This window comes from Anthropogastromicrobium aceti (assembly GCF_020687335.1).
GTDB classification, from domain to species: Bacteria; Bacillota; Clostridia; order Lachnospirales; family Lachnospiraceae; genus Anthropogastromicrobium; species Anthropogastromicrobium aceti.
Genome location: NZ_JAJEQN010000052.1, coordinates 1 through 21,050 on the forward strand (window position 1 = coordinate 1; position 21,050 = coordinate 21,050).

The window sequence follows — 21,050 nt, forward strand, 5'->3', positions numbered from 1 at the left end:
ACATTTCGACAAAATTCGACATCATTGTCCGATAATTGCAAAAAGTTTCTTGGCTTTCCCGCCCGACTTTTGTAAAGTGTTTGCCAAGACCGGCTACAATCGAGCCAAATCCGAGCATCAGCGGAATGGTACCAAGCGCAAAGAAAAACATCGACAGCGCTCCGGTAAATGGATTGGCAGAGGCTAATGCAACGATCTGCATCGACTGCAGAGGACCACAAGGCATCAGGCCATTAAACAAGCCGATGATAAAAGGTGTTCTGCGCCTGTGGGAAGCATTACTTCTCTTTGAAATTCCTTTTGAAGCATCTTTTTGCTTGCCTTTTTGAAAAAGTGGCATAGAAATTCGCAGGTGAAAACGGCGCAGTCCTGGAAAAAGACCGAGCATGTTAATTCCCATCACAACCATCAAGGCACCAGCAAGCAGTTTTAAAAGACCTTGAAAAAACGATGAAGTTTGCAGCGTTCCTGCCATTCCAGTAAACGCACCGATGCCGCCGAGTATTCCTCCGATTATCGTGTAAGAAATAATACGTCCGGCATTATAGGCAGCTGCATTTTGAAACATCGCACGAGATACGTTCGCAGATGGCTCAGAATCTTTTTGCAGCGTTTGTGACAGATTAATGCCGCCGCACATTGCAATGCAGTGAACCGAGGTAATCAAACCGATCACAAATAGCATGCCGTAGCCCATTTGCGCATCCGCTAACGAAGCTGGTGCCAAGTAATTTAAAATACCAAAATGCCGTAAAAGAAAATAAAGAATCACAATGATGTCAAGTTCGCGCAAAGTCTGGTTGACTATCTTTGCGCGCGATGTTTTTTGAACCGAAGCACTATAGCCTAGTTCATCAATTAAGCCTTGAATTTGCTCGAGTGAGATAACAGATGAATCATACAAAATGTCTGCTGTTTCAGTCTCATAACTGACAGCAGCCTGTGTGATTCCGGGATGTTTTGTTAGAGCATTTTGGATTCGTGTTTGGCAATTGATACAGGTCATTCCATTGATGTATAATTTTGCATGTTCCACTGTTTTGTCCTTTCCTGTAACAAAGATAAAGTTGATTTTAAGAAAAATCAATCAAAGCAAAAACTGTTATGATGAAGTCTCCACGCCCATGCGGTGCATAGCTCCTATGGACGTGGTATCAAAAGCGGAGCTTCGCTCCGAAAATACACACTAAAAGCTATGACCGATGTTTGTAAAGTTTTTGATGCCGTGCTACTTACGTCTCTCGAACGCGGACAAATGAACCTATCGCTAGCCGTGCATACAAAGGACTGTTCACGAAGCCTGCAAGCAGATGAACTGGCTCAATACGTTGGTTTTACCGAAGATGAAGTAAAAAAACTCTGCGAAAAGTATAATAGGGATTTTGATAAAGTAAAAAAGTGGTATGATGGTTATTTACTTAAAGGAATTTAAGGGAAAATAGCGTGCAGAATGCCTTTGCTTGGGCACATAAAGTTTATTGACTATTTTCAAACATAGCGATAAGTTCAGCACTGCTTTCTTTCATGCCACGTCTGAGCCATTCTATAATCCAAATTAAGACGTTCTGCTTCCTGACGCAGGACGTCTTCTTTTGTTTGATAATTACGATAAAAGGATGCACGGCCAACCTCTGCTTTTGCTGTCAAACGGCTGATTGTAATGGAATCGAAATTATCAACTCGCATCATTTCAAGTAATGTTTTAAGAATCTGACTGTGTACATAAGAGTTTACTTCATACCAGACTAATTGACGTGGTACAATTGACATGATACAATATAGTTAATTGAGAAGGTGATGAAGGGAGGATTACTATGGAAAAAAATTCTTCAAAAAAGGGTGATATCAAGATTTCTTTACTTGGTCTTCTGATAGGTATTAGCTTAATTGTTGCCGGAGTTTATGGCATCGTTTCTAATAAGATTGAAAACCAAGAGTATAAAAATTCCACTGATATCAGAACTGTTAATGCTGTCGTTGAGGAATGTCGCCGAAAGGATGAAAAAAATGATGCTGATATCTTAATCCGTTCAGAATACAATACAAAGGTTTCCTTTGTTGTTGACGGAACAACTTACAAAGGAAGGACTTATTTTGTTTTCGGTCAGAACGAGCTAAAAAACAGCCTGCCATTTCAGGACAAGATTCGCAGAGGCGATGAAGTTTCAGTTGAAGTTTATCGCACATCAAAGGGCAGCTATAAGATTAAGCCCGACAATGATATTATTACTTTTTTACTTTGCTGCATGGCGATTCCTGTTGGCACAGTTGTTGTTATAATCATGGTTTTGGATATTTTCAAACACGCATCTGTCAAAAGAACCTAACCGATACATTCACAGAAAAGAGGTGCTAGAATGAAACTTGTAGAAAAAATAAGTCGGAAATTTTCTAAACACGAAAAACAATATGATTCAAGTTATGAAGAACCAGTGATACGATGCAGTATTTGTACAGGAGAGCAAGTGGCAGGATTTCTTAATTTGGATACAGGAAAATTTGAGGAAGTCATGTTAATTAGGACTTCACAGGATTTGGAAAATTTTCAGAACGAATATGGTATAACAGGAACAATTAAAAAGATTTATTAAGATCTGAGAATGTGGATGTGCCGTTGATGTACGAAAAGAGAATAGACCATATAAGCGTGATGGCGAAGGAAGATTAGCTATCAAAAAACAATAAAACCGAGTTTGCGAGGAGAGTTATGATTAAGACTGTAGCACTTGTGAGCCTTTCAGCAGGAACGATAGGTGAAGATTTTGTAAAGCATGAAGTTAATATAGGGCTTAAAAGATTAGAACAATTTGGATTGCATGTAAAAATTATGCCCCATGCAATGAAGGGAATTGAGTATGTAAAAAATCATCCAAAGGAGAGGGCAAATGATCTTCTTGCAGCAATATGTGATGAAGAAGTTGATATGATTCTTTGTGCTATTGGCGGAGATGATACATATCGACTTCTTCCATATCTGTTTAAAAACAATGAACTTAAAGAAGCTATTGAAAAAGCAGAAAAGAGAAAAATATTTCTTGGATTTTCAGATACTACAATGAATCATCTTATGCTGCATAAGTTGGGATTTGGGACATTTTATGGTCAGTCATTTCTGGCAGATGTATGTGAAATGGAAGATGATATGCTGCCTTATACAAAGAAGTTTTTTGAAGAATTAATCAAAACAGGAAACATCAAGGAAATTGTACCGAGTGATGTGTGGTATGAAGAGAGAACTGACTGGTCCGAAAGTGCAGTTGGTACTGAAAGAACAAAACATGAAAATGAGGGATTTCAACTTCTTCAAGGAAAGCCTGTTTTTGCAGGAAAGATTCTGGGAGGCTGTCTTGAAAGTATGTATGATATATTTGATAACAGCAGATATCCAGATACCATTTCTCTATGCGAAAAATACAATCTTTTCCCTAGTTTAGAGGACTGGAGGGGGAAAATACTTCTTCTTGAAACAAGTGAAGAACAACCGGATCCTAAGCACTACAGAAAGATGGTAGAGACCTTAAAAAAGGTGGGAGTCTTTGATGTGGTTTCAGGCGTGATATGCGGTAAGCCAATGAATGAACTCTATTTTGATGAATACAAAAAAATTATTGTAGATGTAATAGATAATCCCAATATCTCAGTTGTTGCAAACATAAATATTGGACATGCAACACCAAGATGTATCATTCCATTTGGCATAGAGGCTGAGGTGGATGCAGTAAATCAGAAAATCAGATTCGCTTAATATCAAGCCCAGTGCATTCCTATCAAGTTATACTATATCAGCCTATAATTATTGCATAACGAAATATAAAACTTACATTTTGGAGAAAAAATAATGAATAGGGATTTATCAAAAGGATCTGTTGTAAAGTCAATGCTTTTATTCGCCATTCCAATGATACTTGGTGATCTGCTTCAGCAATGCTATAATATTGCAGATACACTTATAGTTGGACAGTTTCTTGGGGAAAAGGCACTTGCAGCAGTAGGTTCATCATTTACGCTTATGACTTTTATAACGTCAATTATTCTTGGTCTGTGTATTGGAAGCGGAGTATTGTTTTCTATCAGATTTGGGCAGAGGGACGAAAATGGTCTTAAAGAGGATATTTGCGCATCTTTTTTCTTTATTACTGCTGTGACGATATTACTTAATATTATTGCCTATATTAGCCTTAGTGGGCTTCGCACTTTTCTAAGAGTTCCAGAAGAAGTGTGGGGTGACATGAGAGAATACTTGTTTATAATCTTTATGGGGATTCCGGCAGTTTTTTTATACAATTATTTTGCTTCATATCTCAGGGCAATAGGTAATTCTGTTATACCACTTTTGTTTCTGGCAGTGTCATCAATACTCAATATTATTCTTGACCTTTGGTTTGTCATTGGCTTGAAACTTGGAGTGGCAGGAGCAGCGCAGGCGACAGTGATTTCACAGTATCTGTCAGGTGTTGGCATAATGGTTTATACACTTATGCGTTATAAACAGGTGTGTGCGATCTGGAAAATCAGATATCTGAAAAAAGAACGAATCAGAGAAATCATTTCTTTTTCAATGCTGACATGCATTCAGCAGTCTGTAATGAATCTTGGAATACTTATGGTACAAGGACTGGTAAACAGCTTTGGAACTGTTGTCATGGCAGCGTTTGCGGCGGCTGTAAAGATAGATGCTTTTGCATATATGCCTGTGCAGGACTTTGGAAACGCATTTTCTACATTTATTGCACAAAATTATGGAGCAAAAGAAAAGAAGAGAATACAGCAGGGGCTGAAAGCGGCAGTTCGTATATCTGCAATTTTCTGTGTAGTGGTATCAGCGTTTGTGTATATATTCGCAAAACCACTTATGATGATATTTGTGGATGCAAAAGAAACGGCTATTATAATGGAAGGAGTCCGTTACTTGCGCATAGAAGGTGCATTTTATATTGGAATCGGATGGCTGTTTTTGCTGTATGGTCTGTATCGTGCTTTGGGCAGACCGGGAATGAGTGTGATACTTACGGTATTTTCACTTGGAACACGAGTGGCGTTGGCATATATATTGTCTGCAATACCGGCAATAGGTGTGGTTGGCATCTGGTGGTCAATTCCAATCGGATGGGCGCTGGCAGATATTGTGGGACTGTTGTATTATGAAATCAAAAAGCAAAATTTGGTGGAAAAAGAGCCTGAGATGTGATAGAGTTATAAAATCAAAGGAGTATTATTATGCAGACATCCAAAGAGTTTTTACGTATTTTTCTTGATATGGGTGAAGCGCTGTTAAGCAGCGGTGCAGAGATTTTTAGGGTGGAGGATACGCTGAATCGAATGGGATATGCCTGTGGTGCTACACAGATGAATGTTTTTGTGATTACATCTAGTATCGTTATTACTATGGAATTTCCAGGAGAAGGAGCGCGGACACAGACTAGGCGGATCAGGGAAAGTTATGGAAATGATTTTACCAAACTGGAGCAGTTAAATGACTTGAGTCGCCGTTTTTGTAATCATCCCATTCCAGCAGCAGAGCTTAAGAAGGAATTTGATGAAATTAACATAAATAAAACAAAACAGTTGTGGAAACTTATGGGAAGCATTCTGGGGGCATGTAGTTTTGCTCTTTTTTATGGCGGAAGTATTCCAGATGCTGTTGCAGCAGGACTTGGCGCTGTTTTGATCTGGGGATTACAGAAATATCTTCGTCCAGTGTGCATGAATGAAGTGACTTTTCAGTTTGTGGCATCTTTTATTACAGGCTGTGCAATCTGTTTATTAACCTTGCTGTGTCCATTTCTTAGCATGGATAAGATTATGATCGGTGACATTATGCTTTTGATTCCGGGGCTGATGTCAACAAACGCAATTAGAGATGTACTTATTGGTGATACACTCTCCGGAATCATACGCCTGATTGCTGCGTTACTCCTTGCCGCGGCACTGGCACTTGGATTTATGGGAGCAGTTATTTTATTTGGGAGGTTTTGACTTTGAATGAAACACTCATTGTACAATTAATTACCGGAGCTATTGGTTCTATAGGATTCGGAATCCTTTTTCATATGAAAAAGAAGTATTTGCCTTTGGCAGCAGCTGGCGGTTTTATTAGCTGGATGGTGTTTATTCTGGGAAAAGCCTTCTGGGGAAATATTTTTCTCCCAACACTGTTTGCTAGTTTTGTTACAGATGTGTATGCGGAAATTCTTGCAAGAATCTGTAAGGAAACATCTACGTCTTTTTTTGTCACTTCCATAATACCTCTGATTCCAGGAAGTACTCTTTATTATTGTATGAACAGCATTTTAGAAGGAAATACTGTTCAAGCTTTGGAATATGGACGTGATACCTTTCTTTTTGCTTTTGGAATTGCAGCAGGAATGAGTATTGCGTGGTCGATTTGCTATTTTCTCAGAAGTATAAAGAAAAACAAAAAGTGAGGAATAAAATAATGCAGACATATACTTATGTTTCAAAAGGAAAATTTGAATTAATGGAAAAACCAAAGCCAGTTCTTATGCATGAGAGAGATGCAATTGTGAAGGTAACGCTTGCCAGCATTTGTTCAAGCGATCTGCACATTAAACATGGAAGTGTTCCTCGTGCAGTTCCTGGCATAACAGTAGGCCATGAGATGGTAGGTGTTGTTGAGGAAGTTGGCAGCGCAGTAACAAATGTTAAACCAGGAGATCGTGTGACAGTTAATGTAGAGACATTTTGCGGTGAATGCTTTTTCTGTAAGAAGGGATACGTAAATAATTGTACCGATGAGAATGGTGGCTGGGCATTGGGCTGTCGTATTGATGGTGGTCAGGCAGAATATGTGCGTGTACCGTTTGCTGATCAGGGCTTGAATAAAATTCCAGAAGGTGTTACTGACAGACAGGCTTTATTTGTAGGTGATGTTTTAGCCACAGGATATTGGGCAGCACGTATTTCTGAGATTACAGAGGATGATACAGTGTTAATCATCGGTGCTGGGCCGACAGGAATTTGTACGCTGCTTTGTGTCATGTTAAAGAAGCCGAAGCGAATCATTTTATGTGAAAAAGATGAAAACAGGATTCATTTTATTAATGAGCATTATCCTGAGGTAATGACAGTTTCACCAGAAGCATGTGCAGACTTCGTTTTGGCAAACAGTGATCACGGCGGAGCAGATGTTGTTCTTGAGGTTGCAGGAGCAGAATCAACGTTTCGCTTATCTTGGGAATGCGCAAGACCAAGTGCAATTGTAACGATAGTTGCTCTTTACGAGAAGGCGCAGCTTTTGCCGCTTCCAGATATGTATGGAAAGAATCTTACATTTAAAACAGGCGGAGTGGATGGCTGTGACTGCAAAGAGACACTTAGGCTGATTGCAGAGGGAAAAATTGATACAGAGCCGCTTATCACGCATACATATCCGCTTAGCAAAATAGCAGAAGCATATGATCTTTTTGAAAATAAAAAAGATGGAGTGATAAAGGTTGCAGTGGAGTGCTGATATGGGATGACCATCATATGAAAAACATATATTTTTTGTTTGAAAAAGAAAGAAAAGGACTGGTTTTCTCGTTATGAAACGAATTGATTTTGAACACGGAACTGTGACTGGAAATATCCTAGGAGCAGCGCTTCCGATGCTTGTCGCTCAGATTTTAAATCTTTTGTATAATATTGTGGATCGTATTTATATTGCTCGTATTCCAAACATTGGAACAGCGGCTCTCGGTGCGGTTGGACTTTGTTTTCCACTAATTGTAGTGATCACTGCATTTAGCAATTTATTTGGAAGCGGTGGTGCACCATTATTTTCGATTTATAGAGGAAAGGGTGAGCCGCAAAGAGCTGCAAATGTGATGAATACATCATTTACGATGGTCTGCGTATGTGCAGTAGTGCTGATGGCAGTTGGCTTTATATTTGCAAGACCGCTTCTAGTATTATTTGGTGCCTCAACTGATGCGCTTGTCTATGCATATCCGTATTTGATGATTTATCTGATTGGAACGCTGCCGTCTATGATTGCGACAGGTATGAATCCGTTTATTAATGCACAAGGGTATTCCACTATTGGAATGACCTCAGTTGCGGTTGGTGCAGTAGCAAACCTTTTGCTCGATCCGCTGTTTATTTTTGTGTTGGGGTTTGGAGTACAGGGGGCAGCGATTGCCACCGTAATTTCCCAAGCGTTATCTGCGGTATTTGTGTTTGTCTTTTTGACAAGAAAATCTGAGCTGAAGGTTCGCTTTTTAAAGAAAAAAGAGTTCTCTGAATGCATAGGCTACGCAAAAAACATTGTGAGCCTTGGTACGGCAGGATTCATTATGCAGCTGACAAACAGTTTGGTATCTATCTGCTGCAACAATATTTTGTCAGATGTTGGCGGCGATATTTACATATCTGTTATGACGATTGTGTCAAGCGTGCGTCAGCTAGTTGAGACTCCAATTTATGCAATGAATGAGGGCACTTCCCCAATTTTAAGCTACAATTATGGTGCATGTCGTCCAGCGCGAGTGCGAAAAGCTATGGCAGTGATGAGTACTATGATTCTTGGCTATACAGCAGTGATGTGGAGTATTATTATTTTATTGCCAAATGCATTGATTGGAATTTTCAGCTCTGATGCGGCCTTGATGCAGGATGCAGTTCCGGCATTAAAACAATATTTTGCTGCATTTATCTGCATGGATTTTCAATATATTGGACAGACCGTATTCAAGTCGTTGAATAAAAAGAAACAGGCAATTTTTTTCTCACTGCTTCGCAAGGTCTTTATTGTTGTACCACTAACGTATATGATGCCGTATATGTTTCACATGGGAACGGCAGGAGTGTTCCTTGCAGAGCCAGTATCAAATGTAATTGGTGGAACACTTTGCCTTGTTGTGATGCTGTGCACCGTTCTTCCAGAGCTAAAGAGAATGGAGAAGCAAAATTCGAAAAATGTGTTACAATAAAAAAAGAGAAAGGATATGCCACTAAATGACAAAAGAGTTATCTAAACTTGAACAGCAAATTCAAAAATTCATGCCGTTTAACGAGCAGGAGGAGCATGACAAAGCCATTTTATTAAAGTGGTTTGAGAGTGGCTCAGACATTCTTACAAGAGAAAATGAAATTGCCCATCTAACTGCATCTGCGTGGGTAGTGAGTCCAGACAAAAAAAGCGTGCTGATGGCATATCACAACATCTACCATTCCTGGGCGTGGCTTGGTGGTCACGCAGATGGTGATGCCGATCTGCACCATGTAGCACAAAAAGAAGTCATGGAGGAATCTGGATTGACACATGTAAAATTTCTATTAGATGAGCCATTTTCGATAGAAATTTTGTCTGTGGACGGTCATATGAAAAAAGGACACTATGTTTCTACACATCTTCATTTAAATGTGACGTATCTGATGGAGGCAGACCCAAAAGATGCTGTGCAGAATCGCCCAGAGGAAAATAGTGCAGTTGCCTGGATTCGTGTAGATCAGATTGCAGAGAAATCAACAGAACCATGGTTTGTGGAGCACGTATATGCGAAGCTGTGCGAGAAGATGCAAGTTAAATTTCGCGGGAGACTATCTGATTTGAAATTTAGCGAAAAAGGATTAAAATAAAAAGGAAGAACGTTTGTATGCTTAATAAAAAAGATTTCTTAAAATACGCATCAAAATTAGCATTTCCAATCATGATTCAAAATTTGATTGGAACATTAGTAAACATTGCTGATACGGTAATGCTTGGATATGTAAGCCAGACTGCTATGTCGGCTTCATCACTTGCTAACCAATATACTTTTATTCTTTTCTGTTTATATTACGGTATGGCCACAGGTACTTCGGTGTTATGTGCTCAGTACTGGGGAAAGGGTGATAAAAAGACAGTAGAGAAGATTCTTGGTCTGGCAGAACGAATATCACTGATCAGTTCTTTGATATTTTTCATTATCTCATTTTCCATGCCAACTACGATCATGAGGATTTTTACAAACAGTCCTGATACGATTGCTGCCGGCAGTGAGTATTTGAGGGTGATTTCATTTTCGTTTGTGTTTATGGGATTCTCTCAGGTTTTTATGAGTGCTCTTCGAAGTATCGGAAAAATAATGTTGCCTTCTGTTACATACGTTGTTTCTCTTTGTGTCAATGTACTTTGTAATGCTACATTTATTTTTGGTCTGTTTGGACTTCCGAAGCTTGGAGTCACTGGTGTTGCTCTTGGTACTGTTATTGCCAGAATGGTAGAAGTACTCATTTGTCTTATCTACTCATTAAACAGTTCTGATGTCAGATTTAGAATAAAATACTTCTTCTCAAAGTCTGGTATTCTGTTCAAGGATTTTATGAAGATTGCAAGTCCAGCCGTAATAAATGATGTTGTCTGGAGTTTTGCCAGTTCAGCTTTCGCAGCAATCCTTGGCCATATTGGAGATGATATGGTAGCAGCAAATGCCGTTGCCGTCATGGTAGTAAATATTGGTGCTATCGCCTGTCGTGGTTTTGCTAACGCTACTACCATTATTGTCAGCCAGGAGTTAGGACAGGATCACATTGATACAGCCAGAGAGTATGGAAAACGTATGCTTAGAATAACGACTATTGTAAGTATGGTCGGATGCGTTATTATTCTGGCAATTCGCCCTTTGATACTTGATTTCTATCGTGATAAGCTGACAGAGACAGCCATTTATTACCTTGGCATTTTTATAATTATGACAACCTGGCGCCTTTTGGGAGAAGGAATCAATACTTGTCTTATATGCGGATGCTTCAGAGGCGGCGGTGATTCCAGATTCGGAATGATCATAGATTCTGTATTTATGTGGCTTGTTGCAGTTCCGCTCACATTCCTTGCAGCATATGTTCTCAAATTGCCACCGATTTGGGTATATTTTGTAATGACTTTGGATGAGTTTGAAAAAATGCCGGCAGTATTCATTCACTATTTCAGAGGCAAATGGCTTACAAATATTACAAGAGATTTTGAGTGATCATGATCATCAAAAGGAGGCAACGCTGTTCACAACAGCGCAGCCTCCTTTTTAGATAAAAATATTCTGTTAAATACAAAACATTAAATGAAGCTCATTGTCTTTAATATAAACAGCCAAGCGGTTAGTGAGAATGCAGACAAAAGTGTTGTAAGCATGACGACACTGGCACTTAGTGTACCTTCATGTCCCATGCTTTTTGCCATTGTGTAGCTGCTGACCGTTGTGGCAGATCCAAGCATAACGAGAATGGCAACAAGTGCTTCATTTCGATAACCTAGAGCAATAGCGACTGGCATAAGAACGCCAGAATAGCCGATAAGCTTTAGAAATGCGCATGCTATTGACGGTTTTAATTTGTAGAAGGCTTTTTTGATGTCGAAAGATGCTCCCATTGCCATCAGACCAAGAGGCGTGGCAAGTACGCCGAGATTATGTACTGTTTTTTGAAGGATGGTCGGATGAGGAAGTTTAAGAAGTGACCAGGCAAAACCCACGGCGATGCCTAGGATAATTGGGTTTGTAATTATGCCTTTTACGGTACGAAAAAGGCGGTCACTATTAGAAACTGAAGTTGATTTTGATGCTGAAGTTTCAGAGGCTGGATCACTTTTAGCAGATGATAGTGCCGGAGATGTCAGCGTCAGTGCGGCCACTGCACAAATGTTATAAAGCGGCACAGTTCCGATAATCATAAGTGGCGCCATGCCAGATTGCCCATAAATGTTAACGATGAAGGCGATGCCAAGAATAGCTGCACTGCTGCGGTAAGAACCCTGAATAAACTCACCACGGTCAGATTTATCTTTCAAAAAGGATGACAAAGCAGTAGATACAATGATGCAGCCAAGAGTAGCACAGAAACAAAAAAGTACAAAGCCACCATTCCAGGCCTGATAAAAGTTTTCTTCCCATAAGTCTTCAAACAGCAGTGCAGGAAGTGCAAATTTAAATACAAAGCTGTTCATTCTGTTAGTAAAAGCATCATCAAACACACCGATCTTGCGAAATACAAGTCCGAGAACCATGGTTAAAAAGATCGGAAGAGTTGCATTGATGCTGAATATAAAGTTGTCCATTTTTGTTGCTCCTTTTGATTTTTAAATCGAAAGCTGACTAAGTATTAAAAGCAGCTTTGTTTTACACGGAAATGATACCATATACTATTTTCATCTGCAAGATGATTGTTGCTTTTATTGGTCCGCCTCGTGAAAACTCGTTACTGTTCACGCGTCATATTACGAAAGCCCTTCGGTGCAAATATTGGGAATAGTAACAATTTTGCCGTCATGTCTATAATCACGTAATATATTTTGAAAATCAAGAATAAAAGAATCTGGCACATGTAAAAACTGCATAAAAAACGCACGATTGAACTGAATAAAATAAACAAAAAACAAATTTTTTAAAAAAAACACTTGTCAAACTATCTAATTGGTGATAGTATAAAGCCATCAACCGGAAACGTTACCGGAAACGTTACTGACAACGTTTCCAGAACATTCCAGTCGGAACAATTATTTATTTATTTTATGAAAGAAAGAGGGATTTCAAAATGAAGAATGTAAAGAAAATTGCAGCACTTGGACTTTCAGCAACCATGGCAATGGGTATGCTCCCAGCTACACTTGTATCAGCAGACGAGGCAACAGGAACAGTTTATTATCTGAACTTCAAGCCTGAGCAGGCAGATCAGTGGAAGGAACTGGCAGAAAAGTACACCGAAGAGACTGGTGTGCAGGTAGATGTTGTTACAGCAGCTTCCGGAACTTATGAGTCTACTTTGAAATCTGAGATGGCTAAGTCAGAGGTACCGACATTGTTCCAGGTAAACGGACCAGTTGGTCTGGCTACATGGAAGGATTACTGCTATGATCTGAAGGACAGCGAAGTTTACAAGCATTTAAAGAGCGATGATTTTGCGCTGAAGAATGATGACGGATCTGTATCAGGTATTGCTTATGTAATCGAGACTTACGGTCTGATTTATAATAAGAAACTTTTGAATGATTACATTGCAACTGATGGAGCTGTTATTTCTTCAGTTGATGAGATTAACAATTTTGAAACTCTGAAAGCAGTAGCAGATGATATTCAGGCAAAGAAAGATGATCTGGGAATTGAAGGTGCTTTCGCTTCCACAGGATTTGATTCTTCTTCTGACTGGAGATTTAAGACACATCTGGCAAACCTGCCGATCTACTATGAGTACAAGGCAGACGGTATCGGTTCCACTGATGCGATCAAGGGAACATATCTTGATAACTACAAGCAGATTTTTGATCTGTACATCACAGATTCTACATGTGAGCCGACTGTACTTTCCAGCAAGACTGGTGAGGATGCAGCTTCTGAGTTTGCACTTGGCGAAGCAGTATTCTATCAGAATGGTACTTGGGCTTACAGTGATATCAAAGACAACGAAGTAGCAGACGAAGATCTGGGTATGCTTCCAATCTACATTGGTGTAGAGGGTGAGGAAAATCAGGGCCTGTGTACCGGAAGTGAGAACTATTGGTGCGTAAACAGTAAGGCATCTGAGGAAGATATTCAGGCAACACTTGATTTCTTGAACTGGGTAATCACTAGCGATGCTGGAAGAACTTCTCTGTCTCAGGACATGGGATTTGTAACTCCGTTTGATACTTTCACTGAAGAATATCAGGCACAGAATCCGCTTGTAACTGCAGCAAATGAGTATATTGAAGCAGGTAAAGAGTCTGTTGCATGGTGCTTCACCACAATGCCGTCTGAGAATTGGAAAAACGGTGTAGGCAGCGCACTTCTTGAGTATGCACAGGGAACTGGCGACTGGGATGCAGTGAAGACCGCATTTGTTGACGGTTGGGCAACTGAATATGCTGAGATGAACAGCGAAGAAGCAGAGGATGCTACTGAAGCAGATACTGAAGCAGATACTGAAGCAGCAACCGAGGCAAAATAAAAAGCAGTGACGAAAGGGGCGGGCGAGGGATCGCCTGCCTTTCTTTTGCCGGATAGGAAGCGTCCCCAGGTTTCCTATCCGACAAAACCTTAACTTAGAAAGGTGATATTATGGAAAAAGCAATCAAGAGATATTTTCCGATCTTCGTGCTTCCTACGATGATCGCGTTTACACTTGGATTTATAATTCCATTCGTAGAAGGCGTTTACCTATCCTTCTGTAAATTTACGACAGTCAATGATGCCAAATTTATCGGATTTGCTAATTATGCCAAGGTTTTTGCGGATGAAACATTTGTCCATGCGTTCTGGTATACTGCAGCATTTACGGTAGTCAGCGTAATTTTGATTAACGTGCTGGCATTTGCAGTGGCACTTTTACTGACAAAAGGTTTCAAAGGAACAAATATTTTCCGTACTGTATTTTTTATGCCAAATTTGATCGGTGGTATCGTACTTGGTTATATTTGGCAGCTGCTGTTAAACGGTATCCTGATGAAATTTAGCCGTACCCTGACATATTCATCGACATATGGCTTTTGGGGTTTGATCATCTTAATGTGCTGGCAGCAGATTGGTTATATGATGATTATCTACATTGCAGGTATTCAGAATATTCCTGGTGAGCTGATTGAAGCAGCTGAGATTGACGGCGCAACAAAGTGGCAGATTCTTAAAAAAGTCACTATTCCAATGGTTATGCCTTCTATCACCGTCTGTACGTTTTTGACACTTACTAATTCCTTTAAGCTTTTCGACCAGAACCTGGCTCTTACAAATGGAGAACCGTCCAAGATGTCTGAGATGCTTGCGTTGAATATTTTCAATACCTTCTATGGAAGAACTGGCTATGAAGGTGTCGGTCAGGCAAAAGCAGTAATCTTCTTCATTCTTGTTACAGTGATTGCACTGACTCAGAACTATTTGACTAGAAGAAAGGAGGTTCAGCAGTAATGAAAAAAGTAAAACACGGTGGAGTTTTCACTGCCATTTTCAGTATTATTTCTATCGGATATATCTTTCCGATCATGCTTGTTTTTATTAACTCCTTTAAGAAGAAGGCATACATTAGCCGAAAGCCTTTTGACATTCCTAATGGAAAAATGTATGTAGGACTGGAAAATTATGTTCGCGGTATCAAACAGGCAAATTTTTTTGAGGGTGCTAAATGGAGTACGGTTATAACCGTTGGTTCTGTATTTTTGATCATTCTGTGTACCTCCATGTGCGCATGGTATATTGTCCGTGTAAAAAATGCATTGACTAAGGCAATCTATTATCTTTGTCTTTTTGCTATGATCGTGCCTTTTCAGATGGAAATGTTCACTCTGTCAAAGTTAGCAAACTCATTGGGATTAAACACTCCATGGGGACTGTGGATCATTTATCTTGGATTTGGAGCCGGCCTTTCAGTATTTATGTTTACTGGTTTTGTCAAGTCTATTCCAATAGAGATTGAAGAGGCAGCAATGATCGATGGCTGCAATCCGCTGCAGACTTTCTTTGGTGTAGTGCTTCCAGTTTTGAAGCCAACATGTGTGACAGTTGCAATTCTTCAGACTATGTGGATTTGGAACGACTACCTGCTTCCGTACCTTGTATTGAATCTGAAAAAATACATCACTATTCCGATTGCTGTCCAGTATCTTAAAGGCGGTTATGGTTCTGTTGATATGGGTGCCATGATGGGCGTTCTTGTTCTTGCCATCATCCCGATTATCATTTTCTACCTCTTCTGCCAGAGATACATCATCGAAGGTGTTGTTGCTGGTGCAGTAAAAGGCTGATTACAGACAAAAAGATTCTTGCAAAAATCGGACAGTTCGATTATACTTGACCTTCGAAATGTAATTTAGAAAATAAATAAACGAATAAGGAGGTGAAGGCATGGAATGTATTACGATCAAGGACGTGGCACGTGTTTGCGGTGTGGGAGTCAGTACAGTATCTAGGGCAATTAATAATCATCCGGATATTAACCCAGAGACGAAAGAGATGATAATGCAGGTTATCAAGGAAAATAATTATGTGCCAAATAACAGTGCACGCAACTTGAAGCGTTCCGATGCCAGAGCCATCGCCATTTTGATTAAAGGAATCAGCAATCCATTTTTTAATAGCATGATCAAGGTTTTTGAAGAAGAGATCCAGAAAAAGAAATATTCGCTGGTTCTTCAGCATGTAGATGCGTGGCAGGATGAAACAGAAGTGGCTCTGGAACTGGAAAAAGAGAAGAGACTGAGAGGAATTATATTTTTGGGAGGTATTGCCTCCCATTCACAAGAGCAGCTGAAAAAGATCCCAGTGCCTTTTGTTTTAAGTACCGTAAGCCTTTTGGGGAAAGAATACAAAAATGATTATTCATTTGTGTCAGTAGATGATGTAAAGGAGAGCTGCCGCATGACGGAGCACCTTATAAGCCAGGGACATGAAAAGATTGCACTTCTCTGTTCATATAAAGAAGATGTGAGTATAGGTGCACTTCGTCTGACAGGCTATAAAAAAGCACTGGAAGCTCATAATATTCCAGTGGACGAAAGATGGATACGTCATATGGATCCAGAATTGGATAGCTATTCAATGGAGAGTGGGTACCGCATGACTAAAGCACTTTTGGAAGAAGGAGTAGATTGTACGGCAATTTTTGCTATTTCTGACAGCTTGGCAATTGGTGCAGTTAGGGCATTGATTGATGCTGGAAAAAGAGTTCCAGAGGATATTTCAGTGGCAGGTTTTGACGGAACAGAAATGGCAGCTTATTATAATCCTTCCATTACGACAATACGGCAGCCAGCAGAAACAATGGCAAAAGAAACTATCAAACTTCTTTTTGACAGCATAAAGAAAAAGACGAATGTTCAGCAGTTGATTTTTGAAGGTGAATTAGTACCAGGAGAATCAGTGAAAAAATTAAATTAACAAACATTAAGTGCCACAGGGATAAATAAATGTCTCTGTGGCACTTATAATATGCAAAAATGTATTGATATTTTCGCATAAATTGTGATATGCTATAAAAAAGATTAGGTAGTTTTTAATTCAATTTTGAGTTAGAAATGGAGGAAAATAAATGTTATCATTTATTGATTGTCATTTGGCTTTGAAAAAATGCTCACCATTTAATGGTGGAAAATTTGAGGGATGGGGAACTAGCTTTTGTTGGTGGCCAAACCGAATTGGCTATTTGGATGAGCTGTCAGAGCAGGCTGCAAAGTTGTTTTTTGACCCTAAAGAAGGTCTTGGGCTGAATATTATTCGCTATAACATTGGCGGTGGAGATGATCCAACTCATCATCATATTACAAGAACAGATTCGATGGTGCCTGGGTATGCAATAAATCCTTCCCATGATGCTAAGGGATATCATTGGTCATACGACTGGAATGCCGATCAGAATCAGAGAAATGTATTAATAAAAGTAGCAGAATGTTATGGAAAGGATTTGATTGTTGAAGGATTTTCAAATTCACCTCCATATTTCATGACTAATTCGGGCTGCTCAAGTGGTTCAGTAAATGCGGGGGAAAATAATCTTCGCGAGGATGCGTATGGTGCCTTTGCCTCATATCTTGCTGATGTTGCACAACATTTTTCGAAAGAATGGGATATCCATTTTCAGAGTATGACGGCGATGAATGAGCCTTATACTGAATATTGGCATGCGCTAAGCGATAAGCAGGAAGGATGCCATTTTGATCCTGGTGAATCACAGTCTGTTATGATTATAGCATTAAGAAAAGCGTTGGATGAAAGAGGATTAAATGATATTTTAATATCTGGAACGGACGAGACAGGGATTGATTGTCAGATAAATAGTATTAACAGTCTTAGTGAGGCAGCAAGAGAGACAATAGCTCGTATTGACACACATAGTTACTTAGAAGGTGATAATGAAGGCCTTAGAAAACTTGCGCAAAGCTATTATAAAAATTTGTGGATGTCAGAAGTTGATGGTGGCGATACATCAGGATGCAATGCAGGGGAGATGGGGGCAGCACTGTGGCTGGCAAACAAGATTATTTCTGATATAAATGGACTTCTCCCAGCAGCTTGGGTTTTATGGCAGGTAATTGACAGTCACATTAGCAGTGATGGCTATATGGGAAATAAAGACAGTGGAAAACCAGATTATACAGGCGGTTATTGGGGACTAGCAACGGCAGATCACGATTCGAAAAAGATTATTTTGAGTATGAAGTATTATGCGATGGGACAGTTTTCGCGTTATATTAGACCAAATGATACTATTATTCAGGCAGGAGAACATGTCATAGCGTCATGGAATCAAGAGGAGAGAAAGCTGGTTCTTGTGATGGTCAATGATACGAATGAGAAACAATCTTGCAAGGTTGATTTAGATGAGTTTGCACTGAAAGGGGCAAAAATTTGTCCAATTCGCACAAGTGGTTCGATTGAGAATGGAGAACACTGGAACCGGCTTGAATATAGTGTACTTACTGAAAATATTTTTGAAACAGAACTTAAGGAAAATTCTATAACAACGTTTGTTATAAGATAATAACACTGGACAAGAAAGCAATAATTCAGGCAAAAATAGCAGCAAATGCTGAAAAAGAAGAGCAGATGTATCGATGATGATACGTGCTGCTCTTCTTGTATTTTTACCAGATGTTCATGATATGCTGAACAATAAGACTTACAGCTGTGATTCCACACCAGCATGACGCACCAATAATAATAGGCTTTCCACCTGTTTTGATGAGCTGGATTACATTGCTGTTTAATCCGATGGCAGCCATAGCCATAATAATCATAAACTTTGACAATTCCTTAATTGGATGAAATACTTGTGCATCAATTCCATTATGTACACAGATTGTTGTAATTATTGCTGCAATCACAAAATAAAGTATGAACATTGGAAATGTTCTTTTTAAACTAAAGCTTGAACCTTTCATTCCTTCTTTTGCTTTTTTTTGAGCTCGTATAAATGATAATCCGAGTGTAATAGGTATTATGGCAAGTGTTCTTGTAAGCTTTACGGTTACTGCTTTATTTAATGTTTCGCTTCCAAGATTCCACATACTGTCCCATGTTGATGCGGCAGCTGTTACAGATGATGTGTCATTGATTGCTGTTCCTGCAAAAATACCAAATGCATCACCATGAACAGTATCAAATCCTATTGCTTTGCCAAGTATTGGGAAGAAGATGGCTGCAAGTACGTTGAAAAAGAAAATTACTGCGATTGCCTGGGCGATTTCATCATCATCTGCATCAATAATAGGTGCAGTTGCTGCGATAGCAGAGCCGCCGCAGATTGAAGAGCCAACACCTACAAGTATTGATGTATTTGCAGGTACTTTTAAAGCTTTCTTCAATATCCACGCAATAACAAGAGATGTTGTGATAGTACAAATAATGATTGGCAGCGATTGCTTTCCTGTCTGAAAGATTACTCCGAGATTCATTCCAAATCCAAGTAAAACAACTGCAGTCTGAAGGATTATTTTTGATGTCCACTTAATTCCTGCCTCTGCATTTTTCTTATCATTCCAAAACATTGTGATAATCATTCCTGCTATGATTGCAATAACAGCGCCTCCCACCACTGGAAATATTTTTCCTAAGAACCATGATGGAATAGCAATTGCAAGACAAAGAAGAATACCAATTCCATTTTTTTTAATAAAATTCATTTATAAATTCCTTTCTTTGGTTTTTTGTAACTATAAAATTGTATCACTGTGTAATAATAATGTAAATAAAAATTTGATAATGCGTGGCATAAATTATATGCTTGACATAATTGTGAATAAGTCTGCCAGCCGAAAGCGGCAGAAAGGAGATTAACATGAGATATAAAATAGAGAGATATAAAAACCGTGAATGATTCAACGAGCAGTATCAAAGTATTCATCAGTTCCTGTTGGAAGCGGAAAAACTAGAATATAACGAGCATTTTCATTGGGGGTGTTTTGAATGGATGCATGCACATAGTTATCTTGATGAAGAAAAATTGACAAGTCAAGGTTTAGCAAAAGCAGTTATTTACGAAGCATGTGCTCGTGCAAAAGCACTTGGTGCCAAACGAGCTATCGTTGTGTCTGAACAAGAATTTTATTTTCGAATTGGATTCACACTTTCCTCAGAAGTGTATGATTGGACGAGAAATAATTAAACAAAATGGATGGAATATAACTAATTATGCATCTTGACAGCAGTTTTATGGTATAATATGCTGGAATAAGTAAGGTGATTTATATAAAAAATTTGTAGAAAAAGAACCGAGGATATGATAGTATTATTCTATAAAGTTGGAGATTGGTGGCTACAGATAGTATTCCAACTGAAAAAATATAATGCGCCTTTAAGAGATCAGGAGAAAAGATTATGATAAAAGTTTTATTCGTTTGCCACGGCAATATTTGCCGCAGCCCAATGGCTGAATTTATTTTTAAAGAAATGGTCAAAAAACATGGTTTGGAAGATCAATTTTTAATTAAGTCAGCAGCAACTAGTACAGAGGAAATTTGGAATGGAATCGGAAATCCAGTATATCCGCCAGCTAAAAAGGAGTTAGCTCGTCATGGAATTTCTTGCGACAAAAAGAGGGCAGTACAGATGTGTCGTGCAGATTACGAAAAATATGAATATTTGATCGGTATGGACGATCAAAATATTTCTAATATGATTCGTATCGCAGGCGGTGATCCTGCGCACAAAATCTACAAACTTCTTATGTTTGCAAATGATCCAGGTGATATTGCAGATCCATGGTACACGGGTGAGTTTGGGCGCACATATGAAGATATTGTCAGAGGCTGTGAGGGGCTGCTTAAACATTTGGTTGAGAAATAAAGAAAAGGCTATGTTGTGTACAATTATAGAAAAATCCTATAACAGGTTATAAAATTTTTGGACGAAAACCCAGGGGCTTGCCCTTGGGATGAAGCCAAGAAATATTTTTCTAAATCTTTAATGTCGATATCTTCTGAATATACATTACAGAGCTAACAGCATAAAAGGCACATTTAATTAAAAAATTTATGCTATTAAATCGGGAAAAATCACATCCTTTGAACTCCGGTATTCGTACCGTTTAATTTCATAGCCCCGGGTATTTGACTTAGTATCCATCTGGGAGATCTTGTGGCCCAGAGAACGCGAATGTGAAGATTCAGTTCCATCGAA

General features: G+C 39.1%; 22 protein-coding genes. 18 read left to right on the plus strand and 4 right to left on the minus strand.

All coding sequences use genetic code 11. The features are described from left to right. Nucleotides 1-1,036: urease accessory protein UreH domain-containing protein (locus tag LKD48_RS14570; protein ID WP_308732403.1), on the minus strand; the 1,036-nt coding region annotated here is incomplete at its 3' end. Nucleotides 1,037-1,195: 159 nt separating this feature from the next. On the opposite strand from LKD48_RS14570, the gene LKD48_RS14575 reads away from it, so the two are divergent. After that, complete coding sequence (locus tag LKD48_RS14575; RefSeq protein WP_308732419.1) at nt 1,196-1,432, plus strand: hypothetical protein; 237 nt, start codon at nt 1,196-1,198, stop codon at nt 1,430-1,432. A gap of 74 nt (nt 1,433-1,506) precedes the next feature. Here the strand turns inward: LKD48_RS14575 and LKD48_RS14580 are convergent, their stop codons facing one another. Beyond that, nucleotides 1,507-1,770: a TetR/AcrR family transcriptional regulator gene (locus LKD48_RS14580; RefSeq protein ID WP_308732404.1), complete on the minus strand. Its 264-nt coding sequence runs from the start codon at nt 1,768-1,770 to the stop codon at nt 1,507-1,509. A 44-nt stretch (nt 1,771-1,814) separates the two neighbouring features. Between LKD48_RS14580 and LKD48_RS14585 the strand changes: the two genes are divergently transcribed. From LKD48_RS14585 to LKD48_RS14630, 10 genes are all read left to right on the plus strand, one after another. Continuing rightward, nucleotides 1,815-2,327, plus strand: a complete 513-nt coding sequence (locus LKD48_RS14585; RefSeq protein WP_227101552.1) for a DUF3592 domain-containing protein — start codon at nt 1,815-1,817, stop codon at nt 2,325-2,327. Between the two features lie 30 nt (nt 2,328-2,357). Then, complete coding sequence (locus tag LKD48_RS14590) at nt 2,358-2,591, plus strand: aspartate dehydrogenase (RefSeq protein WP_308732405.1); 234 nt, start codon at nt 2,358-2,360, stop codon at nt 2,589-2,591. A gap of 116 nt (nt 2,592-2,707) precedes the next feature. Then, nucleotides 2,708-3,745 carry a S66 family peptidase gene (locus tag LKD48_RS14595; RefSeq protein ID WP_308732406.1) on the plus strand — a complete coding sequence of 346 codons (1,038 nt, stop codon included), beginning with the start codon at nt 2,708-2,710 and terminating at the stop codon, nt 3,743-3,745. A 93-nt stretch (nt 3,746-3,838) separates the two neighbouring features. Next, on the plus strand, nt 3,839-5,188 hold the full coding sequence (locus LKD48_RS14600; RefSeq protein ID WP_308732407.1) for an MATE family efflux transporter: 1,350 nt from the start codon (nt 3,839-3,841) through the stop codon (nt 5,186-5,188). A gap of 29 nt (nt 5,189-5,217) precedes the next feature. Next, on the plus strand, nt 5,218-5,976 hold the full coding sequence (locus LKD48_RS14605; protein WP_227101550.1) for a threonine/serine exporter family protein: 759 nt from the start codon (nt 5,218-5,220) through the stop codon (nt 5,974-5,976). Nucleotides 5,977-5,978: 2 nt separating this feature from the next. Further along, entirely contained in the window at nt 5,979-6,425 is a 447-nt protein-coding gene (locus LKD48_RS14610) for a threonine/serine exporter family protein (protein WP_308732408.1), read from the plus strand. Nucleotides 6,426-6,436: 11 nt separating this feature from the next. Then, the gene (locus LKD48_RS14615; RefSeq protein ID WP_308732409.1) at nt 6,437-7,471 is read left to right on the plus strand and encodes an alcohol dehydrogenase; all 1,035 of its coding nucleotides are present in this window, start codon (nt 6,437-6,439) and stop codon (nt 7,469-7,471) included. 73 nt (nt 7,472-7,544) lie between these two features. Then, complete coding sequence (locus LKD48_RS14620) at nt 7,545-8,930, plus strand: MATE family efflux transporter (RefSeq protein ID WP_308732410.1); 1,386 nt, start codon at nt 7,545-7,547, stop codon at nt 8,928-8,930. 25 nt (nt 8,931-8,955) lie between these two features. After that, a complete protein-coding gene (locus LKD48_RS14625; RefSeq protein ID WP_308732411.1) occupies nt 8,956-9,579 on the plus strand; it encodes an NUDIX hydrolase in 624 nt (207 codons plus the stop codon). Nucleotides 9,580-9,596: 17 nt separating this feature from the next. Continuing rightward, a complete protein-coding gene (locus LKD48_RS14630) occupies nt 9,597-10,952 on the plus strand; it encodes an MATE family efflux transporter (RefSeq protein WP_308732412.1) in 1,356 nt (451 codons plus the stop codon). An 83-nt stretch (nt 10,953-11,035) separates the two neighbouring features. On the opposite strand, the gene LKD48_RS14635 is transcribed toward LKD48_RS14630, so the two are convergent. Then, on the minus strand, nt 11,036-12,031 hold the full coding sequence (locus LKD48_RS14635) for an AEC family transporter (protein ID WP_308732413.1): 996 nt from the start codon (nt 12,029-12,031) through the stop codon (nt 11,036-11,038). Between the two features lie 521 nt (nt 12,032-12,552). On the opposite strand from LKD48_RS14635, the gene LKD48_RS14640 reads away from it, so the two are divergent. From LKD48_RS14640 to LKD48_RS14660, 5 genes are all read left to right on the plus strand, one after another. Next, nucleotides 12,553-13,896 (plus strand): ABC transporter substrate-binding protein, encoded by a 1,344-nt coding sequence (locus tag LKD48_RS14640; RefSeq protein ID WP_308732418.1) that lies wholly within the window; start codon nt 12,553-12,555, stop codon nt 13,894-13,896. A 110-nt stretch (nt 13,897-14,006) separates the two neighbouring features. Then, complete coding sequence (locus tag LKD48_RS14645) at nt 14,007-14,849, plus strand: carbohydrate ABC transporter permease (protein ID WP_118614694.1); 843 nt, start codon at nt 14,007-14,009, stop codon at nt 14,847-14,849. Continuing rightward, nucleotides 14,849-15,682, plus strand: coding sequence for a carbohydrate ABC transporter permease (locus LKD48_RS14650; protein WP_066558797.1), 834 nt, complete (start codon nt 14,849-14,851; stop codon nt 15,680-15,682). The genes LKD48_RS14645 and LKD48_RS14650 overlap by 1 nt, the downstream gene beginning before the upstream one ends. A 100-nt stretch (nt 15,683-15,782) precedes the next feature. Further along, the gene (locus LKD48_RS14655; RefSeq protein ID WP_308732414.1) at nt 15,783-16,814 is read left to right on the plus strand and encodes a LacI family DNA-binding transcriptional regulator; all 1,032 of its coding nucleotides are present in this window, start codon (nt 15,783-15,785) and stop codon (nt 16,812-16,814) included. A gap of 151 nt (nt 16,815-16,965) precedes the next feature. Further along, entirely contained in the window at nt 16,966-18,414 is a 1,449-nt protein-coding gene (locus tag LKD48_RS14660) for a glycoside hydrolase (protein WP_308732415.1), read from the plus strand. Between the two features lie 103 nt (nt 18,415-18,517). Here LKD48_RS14660 and LKD48_RS14665 read toward each other — a convergent pair whose 3' ends face one another. Further along, nucleotides 18,518-19,555 carry a YeiH family protein gene (locus tag LKD48_RS14665; protein ID WP_227101540.1) on the minus strand — a complete coding sequence of 346 codons (1,038 nt, stop codon included), beginning with the start codon at nt 19,553-19,555 and terminating at the stop codon, nt 18,518-18,520. 230 nt (nt 19,556-19,785) lie between these two features. Here LKD48_RS14665 and LKD48_RS14670 point away from each other — a divergent pair, with 230 nt between their 5' ends. Together LKD48_RS14670 and LKD48_RS14675 are read left to right on the plus strand one after the other, a co-directional pair. After that, a complete protein-coding gene (locus LKD48_RS14670) occupies nt 19,786-20,037 on the plus strand; it encodes a GNAT family N-acetyltransferase (protein WP_308732416.1) in 252 nt (83 codons plus the stop codon). A 212-nt stretch (nt 20,038-20,249) separates the two neighbouring features. Continuing rightward, nucleotides 20,250-20,717 (plus strand): low molecular weight protein-tyrosine-phosphatase, encoded by a 468-nt coding sequence (locus LKD48_RS14675; protein WP_308732417.1) that lies wholly within the window; start codon nt 20,250-20,252, stop codon nt 20,715-20,717. Nucleotides 20,718-21,050: the final 333 nt, after the last annotated feature.

Coding starts and splice junctions, on each gene's coding strand:
- LKD48_RS14575 (WP_308732419.1), top strand. CDS start 1,196: ATGACCGATGTTTGTAAAGTTTTTGATGCCGTGCTACTTACGTCTCTC.
- LKD48_RS14580 (WP_308732404.1), bottom strand. CDS start 1,770: ATGTCAATTGTACCACGTCAATTAGTCTGGTATGAAGTAAACTCTTAT.
- LKD48_RS14585 (WP_227101552.1), top strand. CDS start 1,815: ATGGAAAAAAATTCTTCAAAAAAGGGTGATATCAAGATTTCTTTACTT.
- LKD48_RS14590 (WP_308732405.1), top strand. CDS start 2,358: ATGAAACTTGTAGAAAAAATAAGTCGGAAATTTTCTAAACACGAAAAA.
- LKD48_RS14595 (WP_308732406.1), top strand. CDS start 2,708: ATGATTAAGACTGTAGCACTTGTGAGCCTTTCAGCAGGAACGATAGGT.
- LKD48_RS14600 (WP_308732407.1), top strand. CDS start 3,839: ATGAATAGGGATTTATCAAAAGGATCTGTTGTAAAGTCAATGCTTTTA.
- LKD48_RS14605 (WP_227101550.1), top strand. CDS start 5,218: ATGCAGACATCCAAAGAGTTTTTACGTATTTTTCTTGATATGGGTGAA.
- LKD48_RS14615 (WP_308732409.1), top strand. CDS start 6,437: ATGCAGACATATACTTATGTTTCAAAAGGAAAATTTGAATTAATGGAA.
- LKD48_RS14620 (WP_308732410.1), top strand. CDS start 7,545: ATGAAACGAATTGATTTTGAACACGGAACTGTGACTGGAAATATCCTA.
- LKD48_RS14625 (WP_308732411.1), top strand. CDS start 8,956: ATGACAAAAGAGTTATCTAAACTTGAACAGCAAATTCAAAAATTCATG.
- LKD48_RS14630 (WP_308732412.1), top strand. CDS start 9,597: ATGCTTAATAAAAAAGATTTCTTAAAATACGCATCAAAATTAGCATTT.
- LKD48_RS14635 (WP_308732413.1), bottom strand. CDS start 12,031: ATGGACAACTTTATATTCAGCATCAATGCAACTCTTCCGATCTTTTTA.
- LKD48_RS14640 (WP_308732418.1), top strand. CDS start 12,553: ATGGCAATGGGTATGCTCCCAGCTACACTTGTATCAGCAGACGAGGCA.
- LKD48_RS14645 (WP_118614694.1), top strand. CDS start 14,007: ATGGAAAAAGCAATCAAGAGATATTTTCCGATCTTCGTGCTTCCTACG.
- LKD48_RS14650 (WP_066558797.1), top strand. CDS start 14,849: ATGAAAAAAGTAAAACACGGTGGAGTTTTCACTGCCATTTTCAGTATT.
- LKD48_RS14655 (WP_308732414.1), top strand. CDS start 15,783: ATGGAATGTATTACGATCAAGGACGTGGCACGTGTTTGCGGTGTGGGA.
- LKD48_RS14660 (WP_308732415.1), top strand. CDS start 16,966: ATGTTATCATTTATTGATTGTCATTTGGCTTTGAAAAAATGCTCACCA.
- LKD48_RS14665 (WP_227101540.1), bottom strand. CDS start 19,555: ATGAATTTTATTAAAAAAAATGGAATTGGTATTCTTCTTTGTCTTGCA.
- LKD48_RS14675 (WP_308732417.1), top strand. CDS start 20,250: ATGATAAAAGTTTTATTCGTTTGCCACGGCAATATTTGCCGCAGCCCA.